Raw genomic sequence first — 16,167 nt, forward strand, 5'->3', positions numbered from 1 at the left:
GTTCAGACGCCCTGGACCGCCTCGAGCCGTCCGGAGGCGATGGCGGTGACCAGTGCGGCGTGGTCCTTCTCCGTGCGGTCGGCGTAGCCGGCGGCGAAGTCGGCGAACGCCTCGTCCGCCACCTTGGAACCCCCGAGGTACGCGGCGATGGCGACGCGGTCCCCCGACCGTGCGTGGGCGCGGGCCAGTGTCCAGGCGCAGAGGGCCCCGTACTCCCGCATGCCGACCGGCGCCATGGTCTCGACCACGGCCGACCCCTTCCAGTCACGCAGCTGGCGCACGTAGAAGTCCCGGGTGACGCCGTCGATCCCCTCGTTGCGCTGCCATCCGAGCATGGTGTCGCTGGCCGCTTGCATCAGCCGCTGGCCCTCGACCACGCGCTGCCCGGACTGCGTGTACTCGCTGGCTCCGAGGAACTGCTCCAGCACGGACGCCTGCGCCTCCTTGGCCTGCAGGACGAGGTAGTCGTCCCCGTCGGCCCCCTCCAGCAGCAGGATCCAGGCGCGCGTGCCGACGCTGCCGACGCCGACGACCTTCCGCGCCATGTCGACCACGCGGTACTGACCCACCAGGTGCCGCCGGTCCGGCTGCAGGCTCGCCTGGTAGGCACGCACCAGGCCGTTCATCCCGGTGGCAAAGCGCGCGGCGCCCTCCGCGCCCAGCAGCTCGGACATCGACGTGACCAGCGGCGGGTCCGAGAGGAAACGCCGGTGGCCGTCGACCACCTCCGTGAGCTTCGCCACCGACTGCAGGTGGTCGCGTGTGCGAGCCTTCTTCACGGTGGACTGGGCAGTCTTGGTCTGCGCCTTGCCGAACGTGGTCCCGTTCTTCGCCAGGAAGTCGTCCACGTCGAGCCGGGCGTACCAGACGTCGATGTTCGGCTTGGCCGCGAACCCCCGGATGGTCGTCCGGTAGGCCTTGGCGACGCTCAGTACGAGGTCGCGACGTTCCTTGCGGCTGAATCCGTTGCCACGGGCTGCGATCTCGACACTGGCCAGGAGCCGCTTGACGTCCCACTCGAACGGGCCCGGGAGGGTCTCGTCGAAGTCGTTGAGGTCGAACAGCATCCGACGTTCCGGGGTGCCGTACAGGCCGAAGTTCGACAGGTGCGCGTCGCCGCACAGCTGCGCATCGAGGCCCGTGTCGGGCGTCGCGGCCAGGTCCGACGCCTGGATCAACGCGGCGCCGCGGTAGAAGGTGAACGGGGTGGCCACCATCCGGCCGTACCGGAGCGGAACCAGCTCGGGCAGGCGCGTGTGGCCCTGCGAGACCAGCAGCTCGATGGGGTCGGGGCGGGAGAAGCCGGAACCGACGTCGGCGAGCGCCTCGCGCGGCAGCAGGACCCGGGCCGCCGCACCGCGGGCCGCGCGCTCGTCGCGGCTGAGGTGGGTCACCGGGTCGGCGGCCCGGCGGCGGTGCGGCCGCAACGGCGGCACGGATCGCAAGGCTCCTGGGGGCAGATCGATCGGGGGCTTCGCGCCGGCGCTCTGGTTCATTTCCCGAAACTAGGCCGGTCGGGGGCTGCGCGGAAGGGGGCTGAGCAGCAGGTTCACCCGACCCGTTCCCACCAGTGGGCCGGCCAGCCGGGTGAGACGACCGTGAGCCCGTGCAGCGCCGAGACCTGAGCGAGCTGGACGTCGTACGTCGCGACGCTCGCGACCTCGGGGTGCGCCAGCGCCGCGCCGATGTGCAGGGCGACGAACGGGGGGAGCACGCCCGAGACCCGCGTCGCCGCGCGCAGCGTCTGGTCGGAGAAGCGGATGACCTCGACGCGCTCCTCGACGTCGTGAGCCACGCCGTTCGCCTCGACACCCCGAGGGCGCGCGACACGGCGCAGCTCGGTCAGGCCGAGCGGGGTCGTGAGGAGCTCCGCCTCGTGGTCGGCCGTCCATGCCATCCACTGCTCGCGGCACGGAGCACCGTCGAGATACCGGGAGAGTGCGGAGCCGTCGGCGTAGACGCGCTGGGTCGGCGTGACGCCGCGACGAGGTGCTCGATCGTCGGCCCGGAGCGGCGGCGGCGAGCCCGCCGGCTCGTCGTCGCGTGCCGCGCGCGGCTGCGGGAGCACGCCCGTGCCGTCGCCACCACGCGGGCGTGGCGGCGGGACGGAGGACGAGTCTGGCACCCCTCTATGATCCCCCACCTCGCCGGCAGACGACTGCGGCCGGCCCCCCTGCAGGGGCCGGCCGCCGTCGGGTGTGACCTCAGTGGTCACCGGCTGCGCAGACGCTCCATCGCGAGCTGCACGAGCGAGATGAGCGCCTGCTTCGTGGCCGCGCGCGACCGGGCGTCCGTGTAGAGCACGGGCACGTGAGCCGGGATGGCGAGCGCCTCGCGGACGTCGTCCAGCTGGTGCTTGGCGACGCCGTCGAAGCAGTTGACGCCCACGACGAACGGGATCCCACGGCTCTCGAAGTAGTCGACGGCCGGGAAGCACTGGTCGAGCCGGTCGGTGTCCACCAGCACGACGGCGCCGATGGCACCGCGGACCAGGTCGTCCCACATGAACAGGAACCGGTCCTGTCCGGGGGTGCCGAACAGGTAGAGCCAGAGCGAGCCCGGCAGGGCGATGCGACCGAAGTCCATCGCCACCGTCGTGGTGGTCTTGCGGTCCGACACGCCGCCGGCGTCGTCGACGCCGACCGAGTGCTCCGTCATCGCGGCCTCGGTGTTGAGGGGCTCGATGTCCGAGATGGAGCCGATGAAGGTCGTCTTGCCGACGGCGAACCCGCCGGCGACGACGATCTTCACGACTGTGGGTGCGACGCTTCCTGCCGTGCCCGCCGGAGCGGCCACAGCGGCGTCAGAGGGCGGAAATGCCATTGAGAACACTCTCCAGCACGCTGAGGGACAGGGCAGGGGACTCACCGGTGTTGACCTCGACCGGCTGTGAGGTGTGCACGCGCACGTACTGCTGGTCAGACAGGTCGGATACCAGGATCCGGATCACGCCGAGTGGCAGGTGGAGCAGAGCGGAGAGCTCTGCCACCGAGATGTAGTTGGACGCTGCATGCTGCAGGATCGCCCGCTTCTCGGGCGGCAGACCCTGGCTCGCGACGGCGCCGGGCATCACCTCGACCAGTGCCTCGAGAGGCAGGTCGGAGCGCGCCGAGCGCACGCGGCCACCGGTCACGGCGTACGGCCGGACCGTTCTGGCCTCGTACTCGATGTGCTCGCTCATGAGTCGGTCTCTCCTCGAGGCTGTCAGGCCACCGGCGCGCGCGTGGCGCCGTCGACGGGAAGCTGGCCGCGCATCTCGGAGATGAGCTGCGGCGTGAGGGTCGCCTCGGTACGGGAGACGAGCATCGCCATCTCGTAGCCGATGAGGCCCACGTCGCAGCTGGCCTCCGCCACGACGGCGAGGACGGAGCCGTTCGAGACGCTCATGAGGAAGAGGAACAAGTTGTCCATCTCGATGATCGCCTGACGCACCTCCCCCGCACGGAGCTGGCGCGCGGCGCCACGGGTCAGGCTCGACATCCCGGAGACGATGGCCGCGAGCTGGTCGCCGCTGGTGCGGTCGAGCTGCTCGGACATCGCCATGAGAAGACCGTCCGCAGACACCACGAGTGTGTGGCGGGTGCCGGGCACGGTCCGGACGAAGTTGTCCAGGAGCCAGCCGAAGTTGGCTGCCTCGGTGCTGAGCGCGGTCACACTTCCTCCTTGCTGGTGCAGTCGATGACTGCGGGGTCAGACGCCACCATGGCGGTGACGACGGTTGTGGGGTGCGGGGCAGTCATCAGCTCACGCCGTTCTGGCCGGACGGGTCCTCCATGGCACGACGGCCACGGGTGGTCCCGGACTGGAAGCTCGACAGACGGGACCGGAGCTGGTCCGCGTCACGCTGCACGGGCTTCCCCTCGTCCTCGGTGACAGTCGTCGCCGGGACAGCTGTGGGGACTCGCTTGGTCAGGCGCTCGGCGTTGCCACCCGACGTCGCCGGCCGGTAGGCCGAGAGCTGGGAGAGCTCGGAGAGTGCCTGCTCCTGGATGTCCGAACGGAGCGCGAGCATCGCCGCCACCTCGTCGTCGAGCGTGCCGACGCGGGGTGCGACCGACGGCGGCAGCGCGGGCTGCGGGACCGTCGAGGCGGGTGTCGGGTTGCCACCCGGACGAGCAGCCCACTCGGGCGGCTGCCACGAACCGGTCGGTGCGGGCTCCAGCGGAGCCGGCGCCGTCGGCACCTGGGCGGCCGGGACCGGCGCGACCGGGGCCGGAGCCACGGGGGCCGACCAGGCGGTCGACGCCATCCACGACTGCGACGAGTCGGCGCCGACGGGCGACGGCGGGGCAGCTGCCTCCGACGTCCAGGCCGACGTGCGGACCGGCGCGGCCGGGTTGACCGGTGCGGGGGCGGCCAGCGGCGCCTGCGCGACCGGGGCGGCGACCTCGGGTGCGACCTCTTCGGCCTTCTTCTTGCCGAACAGGCTCCAGCGGCGACGACCCTTGGCGTTGTCCGACGGCGTCTGCACGAGCTCCGAGAACGCGGCCTCGGACGCTGCCGGTGCGGCCGGCGCTGCGGTCGGTGCCCACGCCGGAGCGTCGGCGGGCTCCGGTGCCGCGAACGCGACCGGTGCCTCCTGGTACGCGGGGGCCTGCGGCACGTCGGCAGCGGGCTCCGGCGTGACGGCGGCTTCCGCCTCGATCGGCGTGAACAGCTGCGTCGGCGAGTCGACCCCGGCCTGCGGTGCCTGGAACGCCGGCCACGCCGGCGCCTCCTGGACGGGGGCCGCCCACGCGGGAGCCTCCTGCTCCGCGACCGGCTGCGCCTCGGGCTCGGCCGGGACCTCGGCATCGGCCTGGTACTCGGCCTCGACCTCGGACTCGGGCGCGAGGTAGACGCGCTGGAACGCGACACCGTCGACGACGGCCAGCTCGGGCTCGGGCTCCGGCGCGACCTCGGCGGCCTGCTCCTGCCACTGCGGCGCCTGCCAGGTCGGCGGCTCCCAGGCGGGGGCCGGCCAGGCAGTGTCGTCGGCGACGGGCTCCGGCTGCTGCTCCACGGCCGCGGGCTCCTCGACCGAGGCGACGACCTCGGCAACGGGCTCCGGCACGATCGGCATGGCGCCGGTGTGCCAGGCACGGGCCTCGTCGAGCGTCCGCTCGAACGGGACGTACGGCGCGGGCACGTCCGAGGCGGGGGCGCCCCAGCCCGAGTAGCCGCTGTACGACGTGAAGCTCTGGACCGGCGCAGCGGTCTCGACCGGGGCAGCAACCTCGGCCACCTCGGCCTCGGCAGCGGGCGCCGGCGCGGCGACTCGGGCGGTCAGCGCGACCGGAGCCTCCTCGGAGACGACGGGCGCCTCCCAGGCAGGCTCGTCGTCGACGATCGCCTGGTCCCACGCGTGGGTGTCGGACGCCGCGGGCGGCTCCCAGGCGGGGGTCTCCTGCGCGACGGGCGCCTCCCAGGCCGGAGCCTCGGCGACGGGCGCCTCCCAGGCGGGAGCCTCCTCGACAGGAGCCTCGGCCTCAGCGGTGTCCCACGCGGCGGTCGGCGCTTCCCAGGCCGGAGCCTCAGCGACGGGTGCTTCCCACGACGCGGACTCCTGCTCGGCGGGCGTGTCGAGCTCGGCGGCGTCCCACGCGGGGGTCGGCTCCCAGACCGGAGCCTCCTCGATGGCAGCCTCCGTCTCAGCGGTGTCCCACGCGGCGGTCGGCGCCCACGCGGGAGCCACCTCAACAGGAGCCTCGGCCTCAGCGGTGTCCGAGGCGAGGGTCGGCTCCCAGACCGGAGCCTCCGCATCAGAAGCCTCGGCCTCGGCGGTGTCCCACGCGGCGGTCGGCGCCCACGCGGGAGCCTCCTCGACAGGAGCCTCCGTCTCAGCGGTGTCCGAGGCGAGCGTCGGCTCCCAGACCGGAGCCTCCTCGACAGGAGTCTCGGCGGTGTCCCACGCGGCGGTCGGCGCCCACGCGGGAGCCTCGTCGGCTTCGGGCGCGACCTCGACCAGCGCCGCGGCGGCGACGCTCTGGGCCTCGCGGTGCTCGGCCTCCTGCGCCTCCCACGAGTCCTCGTCGTCGACCAGCTGCGGCACGACCATGGGCTCGGCCGGCGCAGCGTGCGCGCCGCTCGACATCCAGGGGGCGCGGACCGCGTTCGACTGGGCGGGCGGCAGGGCGCGCTCGTCCTCGGACTCGAGGGCGGGCACCACCAGGTTCTCGTCGGCGTCGGTGGTCGCGGCGGGCGTCTCGGTGCGGCCACGGAAGCCGGAGAAGAGTCCGGCACGGGCCGCGGGGGCCGGCGCGGCGGACGCCGTCGACGTCTGCTCCTCCGGCTGGGCCCAGGCGGAGGTCGAGGCGCGGTTGCGGCTGGGCAGGCCGCCCTTCTCGGGCGCGAGGGTCGCGGGCTGCCAGTCGGAGCCGGCGGCCTGGATCTCGGGCGCGATGTGGCCGTCGGGGGCCTCGGGCAGGACGAGGTTGTCCTCGTCGAACGTCTTCTTGGACCGCGTCGGGAGCCCGGTGGACTGCGCGAGCTGGGTGACGGGGATGGGTCCGGCGTGCTCGTCCGAGCCGTCCTCACGACGACGACGGTGCGGCAGGCCGAGCGGCGTCTGGCCGTCGGTCAGCGACGCGAGGTCGACCTCCTCGACGACCGGGGCCTCGATCTGCGGCACGCCAGGGTCGTTGCGCGGCGCCGCGAGGGCAGCCGGCGCGCCGCCGCCGTAGAGGGCGGTCTCGGTCGCGACGAACAGCGTGGCGGGGAACTTGACGATCGTCTCGGTGCCCGTGCCGTGCGCGGCCTTGAGGAGCTTCACCTCGGCGCCGAGGCGCTGGGCGATGCGGCCGACGACGAAGAGGCCGAGGCGCTGGTTGCCCAGGGAGTCACTCGCTGAGGTCGAGAAGATCTTCGCGTTCGCGGCCTCGAGCTCCTGGTCGCTCATGCCCAGGCCCTGGTCGAGGACGCGGACGACCACGAACTCGCCCGAGATGCCGGTGGTGACGGTGACGGGCGTCTCCGGCTCGGAGAAGATCGTCGCGTTCTCGAGCAGCTCGGCGAGCAGGTGCGCGGCGCCGAGGGCGTTGAAGCCGTGCATGTGCGGGTCGACCTGCAGGTCGAGATCGATGCGGTCGTACTGCTCGATCTCGGAGGAGGCCGTGCGGACGACGTCCGAGAGCGGCATGGCGTCACGCAGGCGACGGCCCGAGTCGATGCCGGCGAGGACGAGGAGGGACTCCGCGTTACGACGCATGCGGGTGGCGAGGTGGTCGAGGCGGAACAGGTTCGCCAGGGTGCTCGGGTCTTCCTCGGCACGCTCGAGCGAGTCGATGAACGACAGCTGGCGGTTGAGCAGGACCTGGTCGCGGCGGGCGACGTTGACGAACATCTCCGCGATGGAGCCACGCAGTGCGGCCTGCTCCTGGGCGACCTGGACCGTGGTCTGGTTCACCGAGTTGAACGCGGCGGCCAGCTGGCCGACCTCGTCGCGGGACGTCACGGGGATGGGCGCCAGCGTGATCTCGGGGCCCTCACCGGGGACGGCCACCTGCTCGACCAGTCGCGGCAGCTGCTCGCGGACGTCACCGGCAGCCTTCGTCAGACGGCGCAGCGGGACGATGATCGAGCGGGAGACGACGAGGGCGAGGAGCAGGGACAGGAACGCGGCGAGGAAGGCGGCGCCGATGGTGACGAACGCCCGGGTCTGGGCGTCGGCGGCGGCCTGCGAAGCGACCTCGCCGGCCTCGGCCAGGATCTTGTCGTTCACAGCGGAGAGATTCGCCAGCTGAGACTGGACCTCCCCCGCGAAGGCGGTGGGATCGACCGCGGCGAAGCCCTGCGCGTTGCCCTGGGAGAGCAGCGACCGGATCTGCGTGAACTTCGACGTCGGGTCCTTCTGCGGCAGCGCGAGGCCCGGGACCCCGAGGCCGGAGACGGTGTTCCGGGCGCGTCCACGAGAGATCTCGGTGGCCGCGGTGCTGTTGGTGAAGGTGCGCAGCAGGGCGGGCGCCTCGGCCCGGGCGCTCCAGAGGGCGACGCCGTTGATGAGCTCGGCGACCAGGTTGTCGGCCGTCTGGCTGGTCTCCTGGTAGGCCGTCACGTAGGAGGACAGCTCACGGTTGTGCAGGGAGTTCGAGACCTGCTCGACGAGGGCGATCTGGCTGGTGATGAGGTCGCCGTAGTTGCGCTGGATCAGGGCGCGCTGGGCCTTGGTGTCCACGCGGTTACGCAGCGAGGGAAGCATCGTGTTGTACGCCGACTGGACCGCGAGGAACTGGTTGACGACCGACTGCGGGAACTGGGAGAGGTCGAGCTTCGCGGTGTTGGGTCGGACGGAGGCCAGAGCCGCGTCCGTCTCCGCACGCGCCGCGGCGATCTGCTCGGTCGATCCGCCGTTGAGCGACAGGATCCGCTCCATCTGAACGGCGGTCGCCAGCGGGCCGTAGGCCTCGAGCGTGGTGACGACGCCCTCGGCGGCCTTCGCGTAGCGCAGGTCCTGCAGGGCTCCGAACGAGATGTACGCGCCGGCGCCGAAGATGACGAGGATGGGGACGGCGAGGACAGCCATCACTTTGGCGCGGATGCCGAGCCGTCGCAGCATGTCGTTCCCTTCCGTCTTCCGGCAACGGGTGTTGCCGCCAAGTCGTACCGGTGGTGCCCTCTGGTCAGTCGGACCGCGAGGTGTCCCGTTGCCCTTCATCGGCTCTTGGACGTCGGACCATTAGCCCGCGGCAGAGTTTGCCATGGACCTCACCCGGTGGGATACGGCGACGTGACGGCCCTTTCGGGTGCCATGTGCTAGCAGGGGGGCTGCGTCTCCTGGGTTCCCGTGCGGGGTTACTGTGCGGACGTGCGTGCGGTGGTGATCACGAAGCCGGGAGATCCGGACGTCCTCGCAGTCGACGAGGTGGCCGAACCCGCCCCCGGACCGCTGGACCTGATCGTCGAGGTCGCGGCGGCCGGAGTCAACAGGGCCGACCTCCTCCAGCGCGCCGGTCACTATCCGCCGCCCGCCGGAGCCCCGGCATGGCCGGGACTCGAGGTGTCCGGGACGGTCGTCGCGCGCGGGGACGGCCTGGGTCCCGACGACCTCGCGGTGGGCGACCGGGTCGCCGGTCTGCTGGCCGGTGGCGGGTACGCCGAGCGGGTCGCCGTGCCGGCCGCGCTCGCGCTGCGGATCCCCGAGGGCGTCTCGACCGTCGACGCCGCCGCGCTGCCGGAGGCGCTGGCCACCGTGTGGTCGAACCTGCGCGCGGCCCGCCTGTCCCCGGGCGAGACGCTGCTCGTGCGCGGCGGATCGGGGGGCGTCGGGACCGCCGCCGTCCAGCTCGGGCACGCGCTCGGCACCCGCGTGATCGCGACGGCCGGAGGCCCGCAGCGGTGCGCCCGCGTCCGCGAGCTCGGGGCCGACGTGGTGGTCGACCACCGCGAGCCCGGCCTCGTCGACCGTGTGCTCGAGGCGACAGGGGGCAGCGGCGTCGCCGTCGTGCTCGACGTGCTGGGCGCGGGCGGATTGGCGGACAACCTCGCGATGCTCGCGGACGACGGCCGGCTCGTCGTCATCGGCATGCAGCAGGGCCGGCGGGGCGAGCTGGACCTGGCGGTGCTGCTCGGCAAGCGGGCGAGCATCCTCGGCACGATGCTGCGATCGCGCCCGCTGGAGCAGAAGGTCGCGATCATGGACGGCGTGCGCCGGCACGCGTGGCCGTTCGTCGCCGACGGCTCCGTGCGACCTGTCGTGCACGCCCGCCTGCCGTTCGACCAGGCGGCCGCCGCCCACCGCCTGCTGGAGACCGGCGAGGCCTTCGGCAAGGTGCTGCTGCTCCCCTGACCCGACCGCCGGACGTCCGCACTCGTGCGGGTCAGGGGCGCACCGAGTGCGGACGTTGCTGGACTGATGCGCACGACGTCCGCACTCGTGCGGGTCAGGGGCGCACCGAGCGCGGACGTCCCGGAGCTGCCTGCGGCTTAGTCCAACAGGCCCGCGGCCAGCGCCGGGGCGATCACCGGGGTCAGGGGCAGGCGCGGGATCAGGGTCGCCTGGACGGCATGGTAGAGGTCCGCCTTGCCCGCCCAGACCGTCCGGGACACCCGGTTGTCGGTGCCGAGCTCGTGCCACCACGACCCACCGACCCGGTCGAGCACGTGCTCGCCGATGTACTCCCACCACTGCGTGTAGGCGGCGTCGAACCGCTCCTCGCCCGTTGCGGCGTGCAGGGCGGCGGCGGCGGCAACGGCCTCGGCGGCCACCCAGTGCATGCGCTCACGAACGACGGGCGCCCCGGACCAGTCGACCGTGTAGACGAAGCCGGGAGCGCCGTCGACGTCCCACCCCTCGCGGACGGCGGCGTCGAAAAGCGAGACTGCGTCCTCGAGCAGCCAGGCGGGGGCGACGTCGCCGCGCGCGGTGACCGCGGCGCGCGCGTGCAGGGTCAGGCGGGCCCACTCGAGCCAGTGGCCGATGGTGGCGCCGTAGGGCCGGAACGGGTGCGCCGGGGTGTCCGCGTTGTACTCGAGGTCCGGCACCCAGTCGGCGTCGAAGTGCTCGGGGATCCTCCACGCGTTCCCGGCTGCCCAGCCGTGCACCACGCGCTCGACGATCCGCAGGGCGCGGTCCAGCCAGACGCGCTGCCCGGTGACGTCGGCGGCCGCGAGGTAGGCCTCGACCGTGTGCATGTTGGCGTTGACCCCGCGGTAGCCGTCCAGCGTCGTGAACGTCCGGTCCCACTCCTCGACGACCATGCCGGCCTCGTCGTCCCAGAACCGCTGCTCGGAGACGGCGAGCGCCTCGTCCAGCAGCGCGCGGGCACCCGGTCGGCCCGCCGTGACCGCGCTCGACGCCGCCAGGATGACGAACGCGTGCGGGTAGGCGGCCTTGGCGGTGTCCCGCGGGGTGCCGTCGCGCTCGACCTCGGCGAACCAGCCGCCGTGCTCGTCGTCGCGGAACGTGGTGGTCAGGGCCGCGAGGCCGTGGTCGACCAGCGCGGCCGAGCCGGGCCGGCCCAGCAGGTGACCGAGCGCGTACACGTGCGTCATGCGGCACGCGATCCAGAGCTCCAGGGGTCCGTCGACCGCGAGCCCCGCCTCGTCCTGCCGGGCGAACCCGCCGGGGACCACGGAGGCCCGACCGAACGCGAGGAGCCGGTCGGTCTCGGCCTCGAGCCAGCGGGCGTGGGCGGGTGTGGTGAGCCAGGCCATGGCGACCACCCTAGCGACGACGCCGAAGCCCCTGCGCCGAGCGCCGGAGTCGGTCAGAATGCCCGAGTGACCGACAACGACTCGCAGGACTCCCCCCAGGACGAGCAGCCTCGCGTGGTGGTGCTCGACTCGCCGCAGGACGACGACGCACCCGAGGACATCACCTCGCTGGTCGGCCAGCCCGCCAAGGTCATGCGCATCGGCACGATGATCAAGCAGCTTCTCGACGAGGTGCGCAGCGCACCGCTCGACGACGCCGCCCGCGCCCGCCTCGCGGAGATCCACGAGCGGTCGCTGCACGAGCTCGAGGAGGGGTTGTCGCCCGAGCTCGTCGCGGAGCTGCACCGCATCACGCTGCCGTTCGTCGAGGACCAGGCCCCCTCCGACGCCGAGCTCCGCATCGCGCAGGCGCAGCTGGTCGGGTGGCTCGAGGGACTGTTCCACGGCATCCAGACCGCGCTGGTGGCGCAGCAGATGGCGGCGCAGTCGCAGCTGACGGGGATGCGTCGCCAGCTGCCGCCCGGCCAGGTCCCGCAGGCGGACGTCGGGCGTCGCGACCCGTCCACCGGGCAGTACCTCTAGCTCCTCACGCCGGCGGCGGCGCCTCGTCGGTCGCCGGCTCCTCGCGGTCCAGGCCGGTGAGCACGATCGCGCCGGAGACCAGCAGCAGCCCGACCACCTCGAGCCCGTGCGGCACCTGCCCGAGCACGACCGCCCCGACGACGGCCGCGGTCGCGGGCAGCATCGCCAGCAGCACGGCGAACGTCGCCGCCCGCACGCGCCGCAGCACCACCTGCTCCAGCGCGTAGGGGATCACCGACGAGCACACCGCGATCGCGACGACGAGCGCGGCGAGCCGGGCGTCGTGCAGCACCGGGCCGGCACCACCGGCGAGGAACGGCGCGAGCACCACCGCCCCCGCGGCCATCGCCACGGACAGGCCCGTGATCCCGCCCGAGGCCGCCCGCGCCACGCGCCGGCCCAGCAGGATGTAGGCCGCCCAGCACGCGGCCGCCACGCCGATCGCGACGAGCCCGATCACCGCGTCCGGTCCCGCGTCCAGGCTCACCCCGGCCAGCAGGACGACGCCGACCGCCGCGATCGCGATGCCCACGCGGTCCCGCCAGCCGCGCCCCGTCACGGCGGCGACGGCCACCGGCCCGAGGAACTCGATGGACACGGCGGTGCCCAGGGGCAGGTGGTCGATGGCGATGTAGAAGGCCACGTTCATCACGCCCAGCACCACGCCGAACACCACCGCGGTGCGCAGCTCCGGTCCCGTCCACAGGGCGCGGGACCGCCACGGGCGCCGCCAGACCAGCAGCACGAGCGCCGCGACCGCGATGCGCAGCCACGCGACCGTGCCGGCGGCGATCGTGCCGAAGATGCCGACGGCGAGCGCCGCCCCGAGGTACTGGGTCAGCCCCGACAGGACGAACAGCAGGGGCGCGGGCACGGCCTCAGGCTAGGCGAGGCCTCACCCCTTCACGGACCCGGCGAGCAGCCCACGGACGAAGTACCGCTGCAGGCTGAGGAACACGATCACCGGCACGATGATCGAGACGAACGCCCCGGCCGTGAGCAGGTACCACTGCGTGCCGCGCTGGCCCGTGAGGTTGTAGAGGGCGACGGTCATCGGCGCGACCGCCTGGGACGACCCGGCGAACGTCAGGGCGACGAGCAGGTCGTTCCACACCCACAGGAACTGGAAGATGCCGAACGCCGCGAGCGCGGGCTTGAGGATCGGCAGCATCAGCCGGAAGAAGATCGTGACGTGCCCGGCGCCGTCGACGCGCGCAGCCTCGATCAGCTCCCCGGGAATCTCCTTCATGAAGTTGTGCAGCAGGAACACGGCGAGCGGCAGGGCGAACATGGTGTGCGAGAGCCAGATCGCCCAGAACGTGCCCGCGATGTTGATGTCCGCGTAGATGGTCAGCAGCGGGATGAGCGTGACCTGGATGGGCACAATCTGGAGCGCGAACACCGCGACGAACAGCACGTTCTTGAACTTGAAGTCCATCCACGCGAACCCGTACGCCGCCAGCGACGCGATGAGCAGCGGGATGAGGACGGCCGGGATCGTGATGACGATCGAGTTGATGATGTACGGCGCGAGCGACGACGAGCTGTCCGACGAGAGCACCGTCTGGTAGTTCTCGAGCGTGAAGTTCGGGTTGGTGAAGACGGTCCACCAGCCCGACTTGTTGATGTCCTCCGCCGGCCGGAACGAGCTGATGAAGAGCCCGAGGGTCGGCACGGTCCACACGACCGCCAGCACCACGGCGGCCAGCGAGGCCCACGGGGACGTCAGCCGCTTCTTCGTCGCCTCGGCGACACCCCGGACGTCGCCGGCCTGGTCGTCCGTGCCGCGAACGACCCCGGTCATGTCCAGCTGGGGTCCGACGGTGCTCATCGTGCCTCCGATCGCCGGATCTGCCGGATGTTGTAGACGATGATCGGGATCACCAGGATGAACAGGAGCACAGCGAGGGCCGCACCCAGTCCCTGATTGCCCGCGCTGAAGCTCTGCGTGAAGAACTCGTTGGCCACGACGCTGGTGCCGAACTGGCCGCCGGTCATGGTGCGCACGATGTCGAAGACCTTGAGGCTGCCGATGGCGATCGTGGTCAGGACGACCACGAGGGTGGGCCGGATGGTCGGGATGGTGATGAACCGGAACATCCCCCACGACGAGACGCCGTCGAGCCGCGCCGCCTCCACCATGTCCGCCGGGATCGCCTTGATCGCCGCGGAGAGGATCGTCATGGCGAAACMTGCCTGGATCCAGATCATCACCACGATGAGGAAGAAGGTGTTCCACGGCTGGTTGATGAGGAACTGCTGGGGTGTGCCGCCGAGCCACACGATGATCTGGTTGAGCAGGCCGATCTGCTGGGGGTTCACCTTCAGCGTCGGGTCGTAGAACCGGTACTCGTAGACGAACTTCCAGATGATCGACGCCCCGACGAACGAGATGGCGATGGGCAGGAAGATCAGCGACTTCGCGAGCGCCTCGCCCTTGGCGCCGTCGACGATGATGGCGTAGATGAGGCCGACGACCGTCGCGACGACCGGGGCCACGAGCACCCAGAGCACGGTGTTGCGCAGGACCACGAGCTGGTCGGGGGACGTGAAGATCGCCGTGTAGTTGTCGACGCCGATGAAGGCCTTGCCGGCGGCGTCGAAGAACGAGCGGATGATCGTGCGCACGGCCGGGTAGACCAGGCCGAGCAGGAGGAGCAGGAACGTCGGCCCGACGAAGAACCAGGCGACCCGTCTGGCGCCTCGTTTCTCCAGGAGCGAGACGACGAACAGGATCAGACCGATCACGACGGTGAACGCGAGCAGCGCGAGCACCATCGCTCCGAGCTTGTCGGCGAGCTGCATCGGACCTCCGGACGGGGACGACGGCGGACAACGGTGGCCGACGACGGACGACGGCACTGTCGGAGTGCAGGCCCGTCCCCGGGAGCCGCGGACGACTCCCGGGGACGGGCCTCAGCTCAGGACGCCGGCCAGGCGGCCTCGATCTTGTCGAGCGTCGACTTCGTGTCCTGCCCGGTGATCCAGTTGGTCGCTTCCTTCCAGAACGCCGTGTTCGCGGCGGCCGGCATGCGGTCCGAGCCGTCGAAGCGGAACACCGAGTTCGGGTCCTGCAGGATCTTGGCGGACAGCAGGTCGATCGGGTTCACCAGGTTCGCGTTGTCGAGCCCGTTGTTGGCGGTGATCCAGCCACCGCCCGTGTCCTCCGAGCTGGCCTTCGCCTTGATGTTGGCCCAGGTGTCCGTCGACCAGAAGGTCTGGAGCGCCTGCACCTCGGGACGGTCGGAGAACGCCGTGACGAACTCGCCGGCACCGAGCACCGGGTGGTCGTCGGCCTTCACGCCCGGCAGGTAGAACGCGAACACGTCGCCGTCCTCGGCCACCTTGGTGCCCTCGGGCCAGTTGGCCGCGTAGAACGAGGCCTGACGGTGCAGCGCGCACTGGCCGTCGAGGATCGGCAGGCCGCCGTCCTGGAACGCCGTGCTCGCGATCGACGTGACGTCGCCGAAGCCACCGTTCACGTACTTGGTGTTCTTCAGGTAGTCGCCCACGGCGTCGAGCGCCTTGGTCGGGTCGGCCGAGTTGAACGCCTCCTCGTGCGAGACCCACTTGTCGAAGGACTCCGGGCTGGCGACCCGGAGCATCATGTCCTCCATCCAGTCGGTGATCGGCCAGCCGGTCGCGTCACCGGACGCGATGCCGGCGCACCACGGCTTGATCCCCGTCGCGGCGATGTCGTCGGAGAGCGACTGCAGCTCGTCGAGCGTCGTCGGCACCTCCCAGCCGTTGTCCTTGAACTGCTTCGGCGAGTACCAGACCAACGACTTCACGCTGGCACCCGAGGGGGCCGCGTAGAAGGTGCCGTCGACCGAGCCGTAGTCCTTCCAGGCCGGCTGCCAGAACTTGTCGACGTTGTCCGCGACCGCCTTCGGCGCGGCGACGACCGTGCCCGTGGCCACCAGCTGGGCCAGCAGGCCGGGCTGCGGGACGATGGCGATGTCCGGCGTGTTCTTCGCCTGCGCCTGGACGAGGATCTGCTGCTCGAAGCTCTTGTCGGCCTGGTAGTCGACCTTCACGCCCGTGCAGTCCTCGAACGCCTTGAAGGAGTCCGTGTACGGCTTGTCCTCGGGGGTGGTGATGCCGGCGTAGATCGAGACGGTCTTGCCGCTCAGATCTCCGTACGTGTCGTAGATCGAGCAGTCCGACGACGGGTTGGCCGAGCTCTCGTCGTCTCCCCCGCCACCGCTCGAGCACCCCGTCAGCACGAGCGCGAGGCCCGCGCTCGCTGCTGCTGCTGCCACATACCCGCGACGCTTCCGCGTGCCGTTCATGAGACCTCCACGTCGTCATGTACCGGTTGAGCGCAGGGGAATGCCCCCGCGCCCTCGCAAGCGATGCAAGCCGTTACGCAACACCGGCGCAACAGGAAAGACAGGGCAAACCGGTCACGATTCAGTCACGACGCGAGCACGGCGGCCGGGCACGGCCGAGATG

13 protein-coding genes are annotated in these 16,167 nt (G+C 71.7%); 2 read left to right on the forward strand and 11 right to left on the reverse strand.

Translation table 11 applies throughout. The features are described 5' to 3' along the window. Positions 1-2 precede the first annotated feature (2 nt). The 6 genes from ACXJKA_RS04830 to ACXJKA_RS04855 form a co-directional block, all read right to left on the reverse strand. The gene (locus ACXJKA_RS04830; RefSeq protein WP_456824041.1) at positions 3-1,496 is read right to left on the reverse strand and encodes a DUF2252 domain-containing protein; all 1,494 of its coding nucleotides are present in this window, start codon (positions 1,494-1,496) and stop codon (positions 3-5) included. A 53-nt stretch (positions 1,497-1,549) separates the two neighbouring features. Then, positions 1,550-2,125 carry a hypothetical protein gene (locus ACXJKA_RS04835; protein ID WP_456824042.1) on the reverse strand — a complete coding sequence of 192 codons (576 nt, stop codon included), beginning with the start codon at positions 2,123-2,125 and terminating at the stop codon, positions 1,550-1,552. An 86-nt stretch (positions 2,126-2,211) separates the two neighbouring features. After that, positions 2,212-2,823: a GTP-binding protein gene (locus tag ACXJKA_RS04840; protein WP_055916480.1), complete on the reverse strand. Its 612-nt coding sequence runs from the start codon at positions 2,821-2,823 to the stop codon at positions 2,212-2,214. Continuing rightward, the gene (locus ACXJKA_RS04845) at positions 2,804-3,181 is read right to left on the reverse strand and encodes a DUF742 domain-containing protein (protein ID WP_456824043.1); all 378 of its coding nucleotides are present in this window, start codon (positions 3,179-3,181) and stop codon (positions 2,804-2,806) included. The genes ACXJKA_RS04840 and ACXJKA_RS04845 overlap by 20 nt, the downstream gene beginning before the upstream one ends. 23 nt (positions 3,182-3,204) lie before the next feature. After that, entirely contained in the window at positions 3,205-3,654 is a 450-nt protein-coding gene (locus tag ACXJKA_RS04850) for a roadblock/LC7 domain-containing protein (protein WP_056018997.1), read from the reverse strand. An 85-nt stretch (positions 3,655-3,739) separates the two neighbouring features. Beyond that, positions 3,740-8,533, reverse strand: a complete 4,794-nt coding sequence (locus tag ACXJKA_RS04855) for a nitrate- and nitrite sensing domain-containing protein (protein ID WP_456824044.1) — start codon at positions 8,531-8,533, stop codon at positions 3,740-3,742. Between the two features lie 249 nt (positions 8,534-8,782). Here ACXJKA_RS04855 and ACXJKA_RS04860 point away from each other — a divergent pair, with 249 nt between their 5' ends. After that, positions 8,783-9,763 carry an NAD(P)H-quinone oxidoreductase gene (locus tag ACXJKA_RS04860; RefSeq protein ID WP_456824045.1) on the forward strand — a complete coding sequence of 327 codons (981 nt, stop codon included), beginning with the start codon at positions 8,783-8,785 and terminating at the stop codon, positions 9,761-9,763. Between the two features lie 137 nt (positions 9,764-9,900). Here ACXJKA_RS04860 and ACXJKA_RS04865 read toward each other — a convergent pair whose 3' ends face one another. Then, complete coding sequence (locus ACXJKA_RS04865) at positions 9,901-11,130, reverse strand: AGE family epimerase/isomerase (RefSeq protein ID WP_456824046.1); 1,230 nt, start codon at positions 11,128-11,130, stop codon at positions 9,901-9,903. Positions 11,131-11,196: 66 nt separating this feature from the next. Between ACXJKA_RS04865 and ACXJKA_RS04870 the strand changes: the two genes are divergently transcribed. After that, positions 11,197-11,712, forward strand: coding sequence for a bacterial proteasome activator family protein (locus ACXJKA_RS04870; protein WP_456824047.1), 516 nt, complete (start codon positions 11,197-11,199; stop codon positions 11,710-11,712). Positions 11,713-11,716: 4 nt separating this feature from the next. On the opposite strand, the gene ACXJKA_RS04875 is transcribed toward ACXJKA_RS04870, so the two are convergent. The 4 genes from ACXJKA_RS04875 to ACXJKA_RS04890 all read right to left on the reverse strand — a co-directional run bounded on the left by ACXJKA_RS04875 (position 11,717) and on the right by ACXJKA_RS04890 (position 16,004). Then, a complete protein-coding gene (locus ACXJKA_RS04875) occupies positions 11,717-12,586 on the reverse strand; it encodes an EamA family transporter (RefSeq protein ID WP_456824048.1) in 870 nt (289 codons plus the stop codon). A gap of 21 nt (positions 12,587-12,607) precedes the next feature. Then, a complete protein-coding gene (locus ACXJKA_RS04880) occupies positions 12,608-13,516 on the reverse strand; it encodes a carbohydrate ABC transporter permease (RefSeq protein ID WP_456824140.1) in 909 nt (302 codons plus the stop codon). Positions 13,517-13,539: 23 nt separating this feature from the next. Then, positions 13,540-14,517 (reverse strand): carbohydrate ABC transporter permease, encoded by a 978-nt coding sequence (locus tag ACXJKA_RS04885; RefSeq protein WP_456824049.1) that lies wholly within the window; start codon positions 14,515-14,517, stop codon positions 13,540-13,542. 116 nt (positions 14,518-14,633) lie between these two features. Next, the gene (locus ACXJKA_RS04890; protein WP_456824050.1) at positions 14,634-16,004 is read right to left on the reverse strand and encodes an ABC transporter substrate-binding protein; all 1,371 of its coding nucleotides are present in this window, start codon (positions 16,002-16,004) and stop codon (positions 14,634-14,636) included. Between the last annotated feature and the right edge of the window lie 163 nt (positions 16,005-16,167).

This window comes from Cellulomonas sp. P5_E12, from assembly GCF_054049315.1.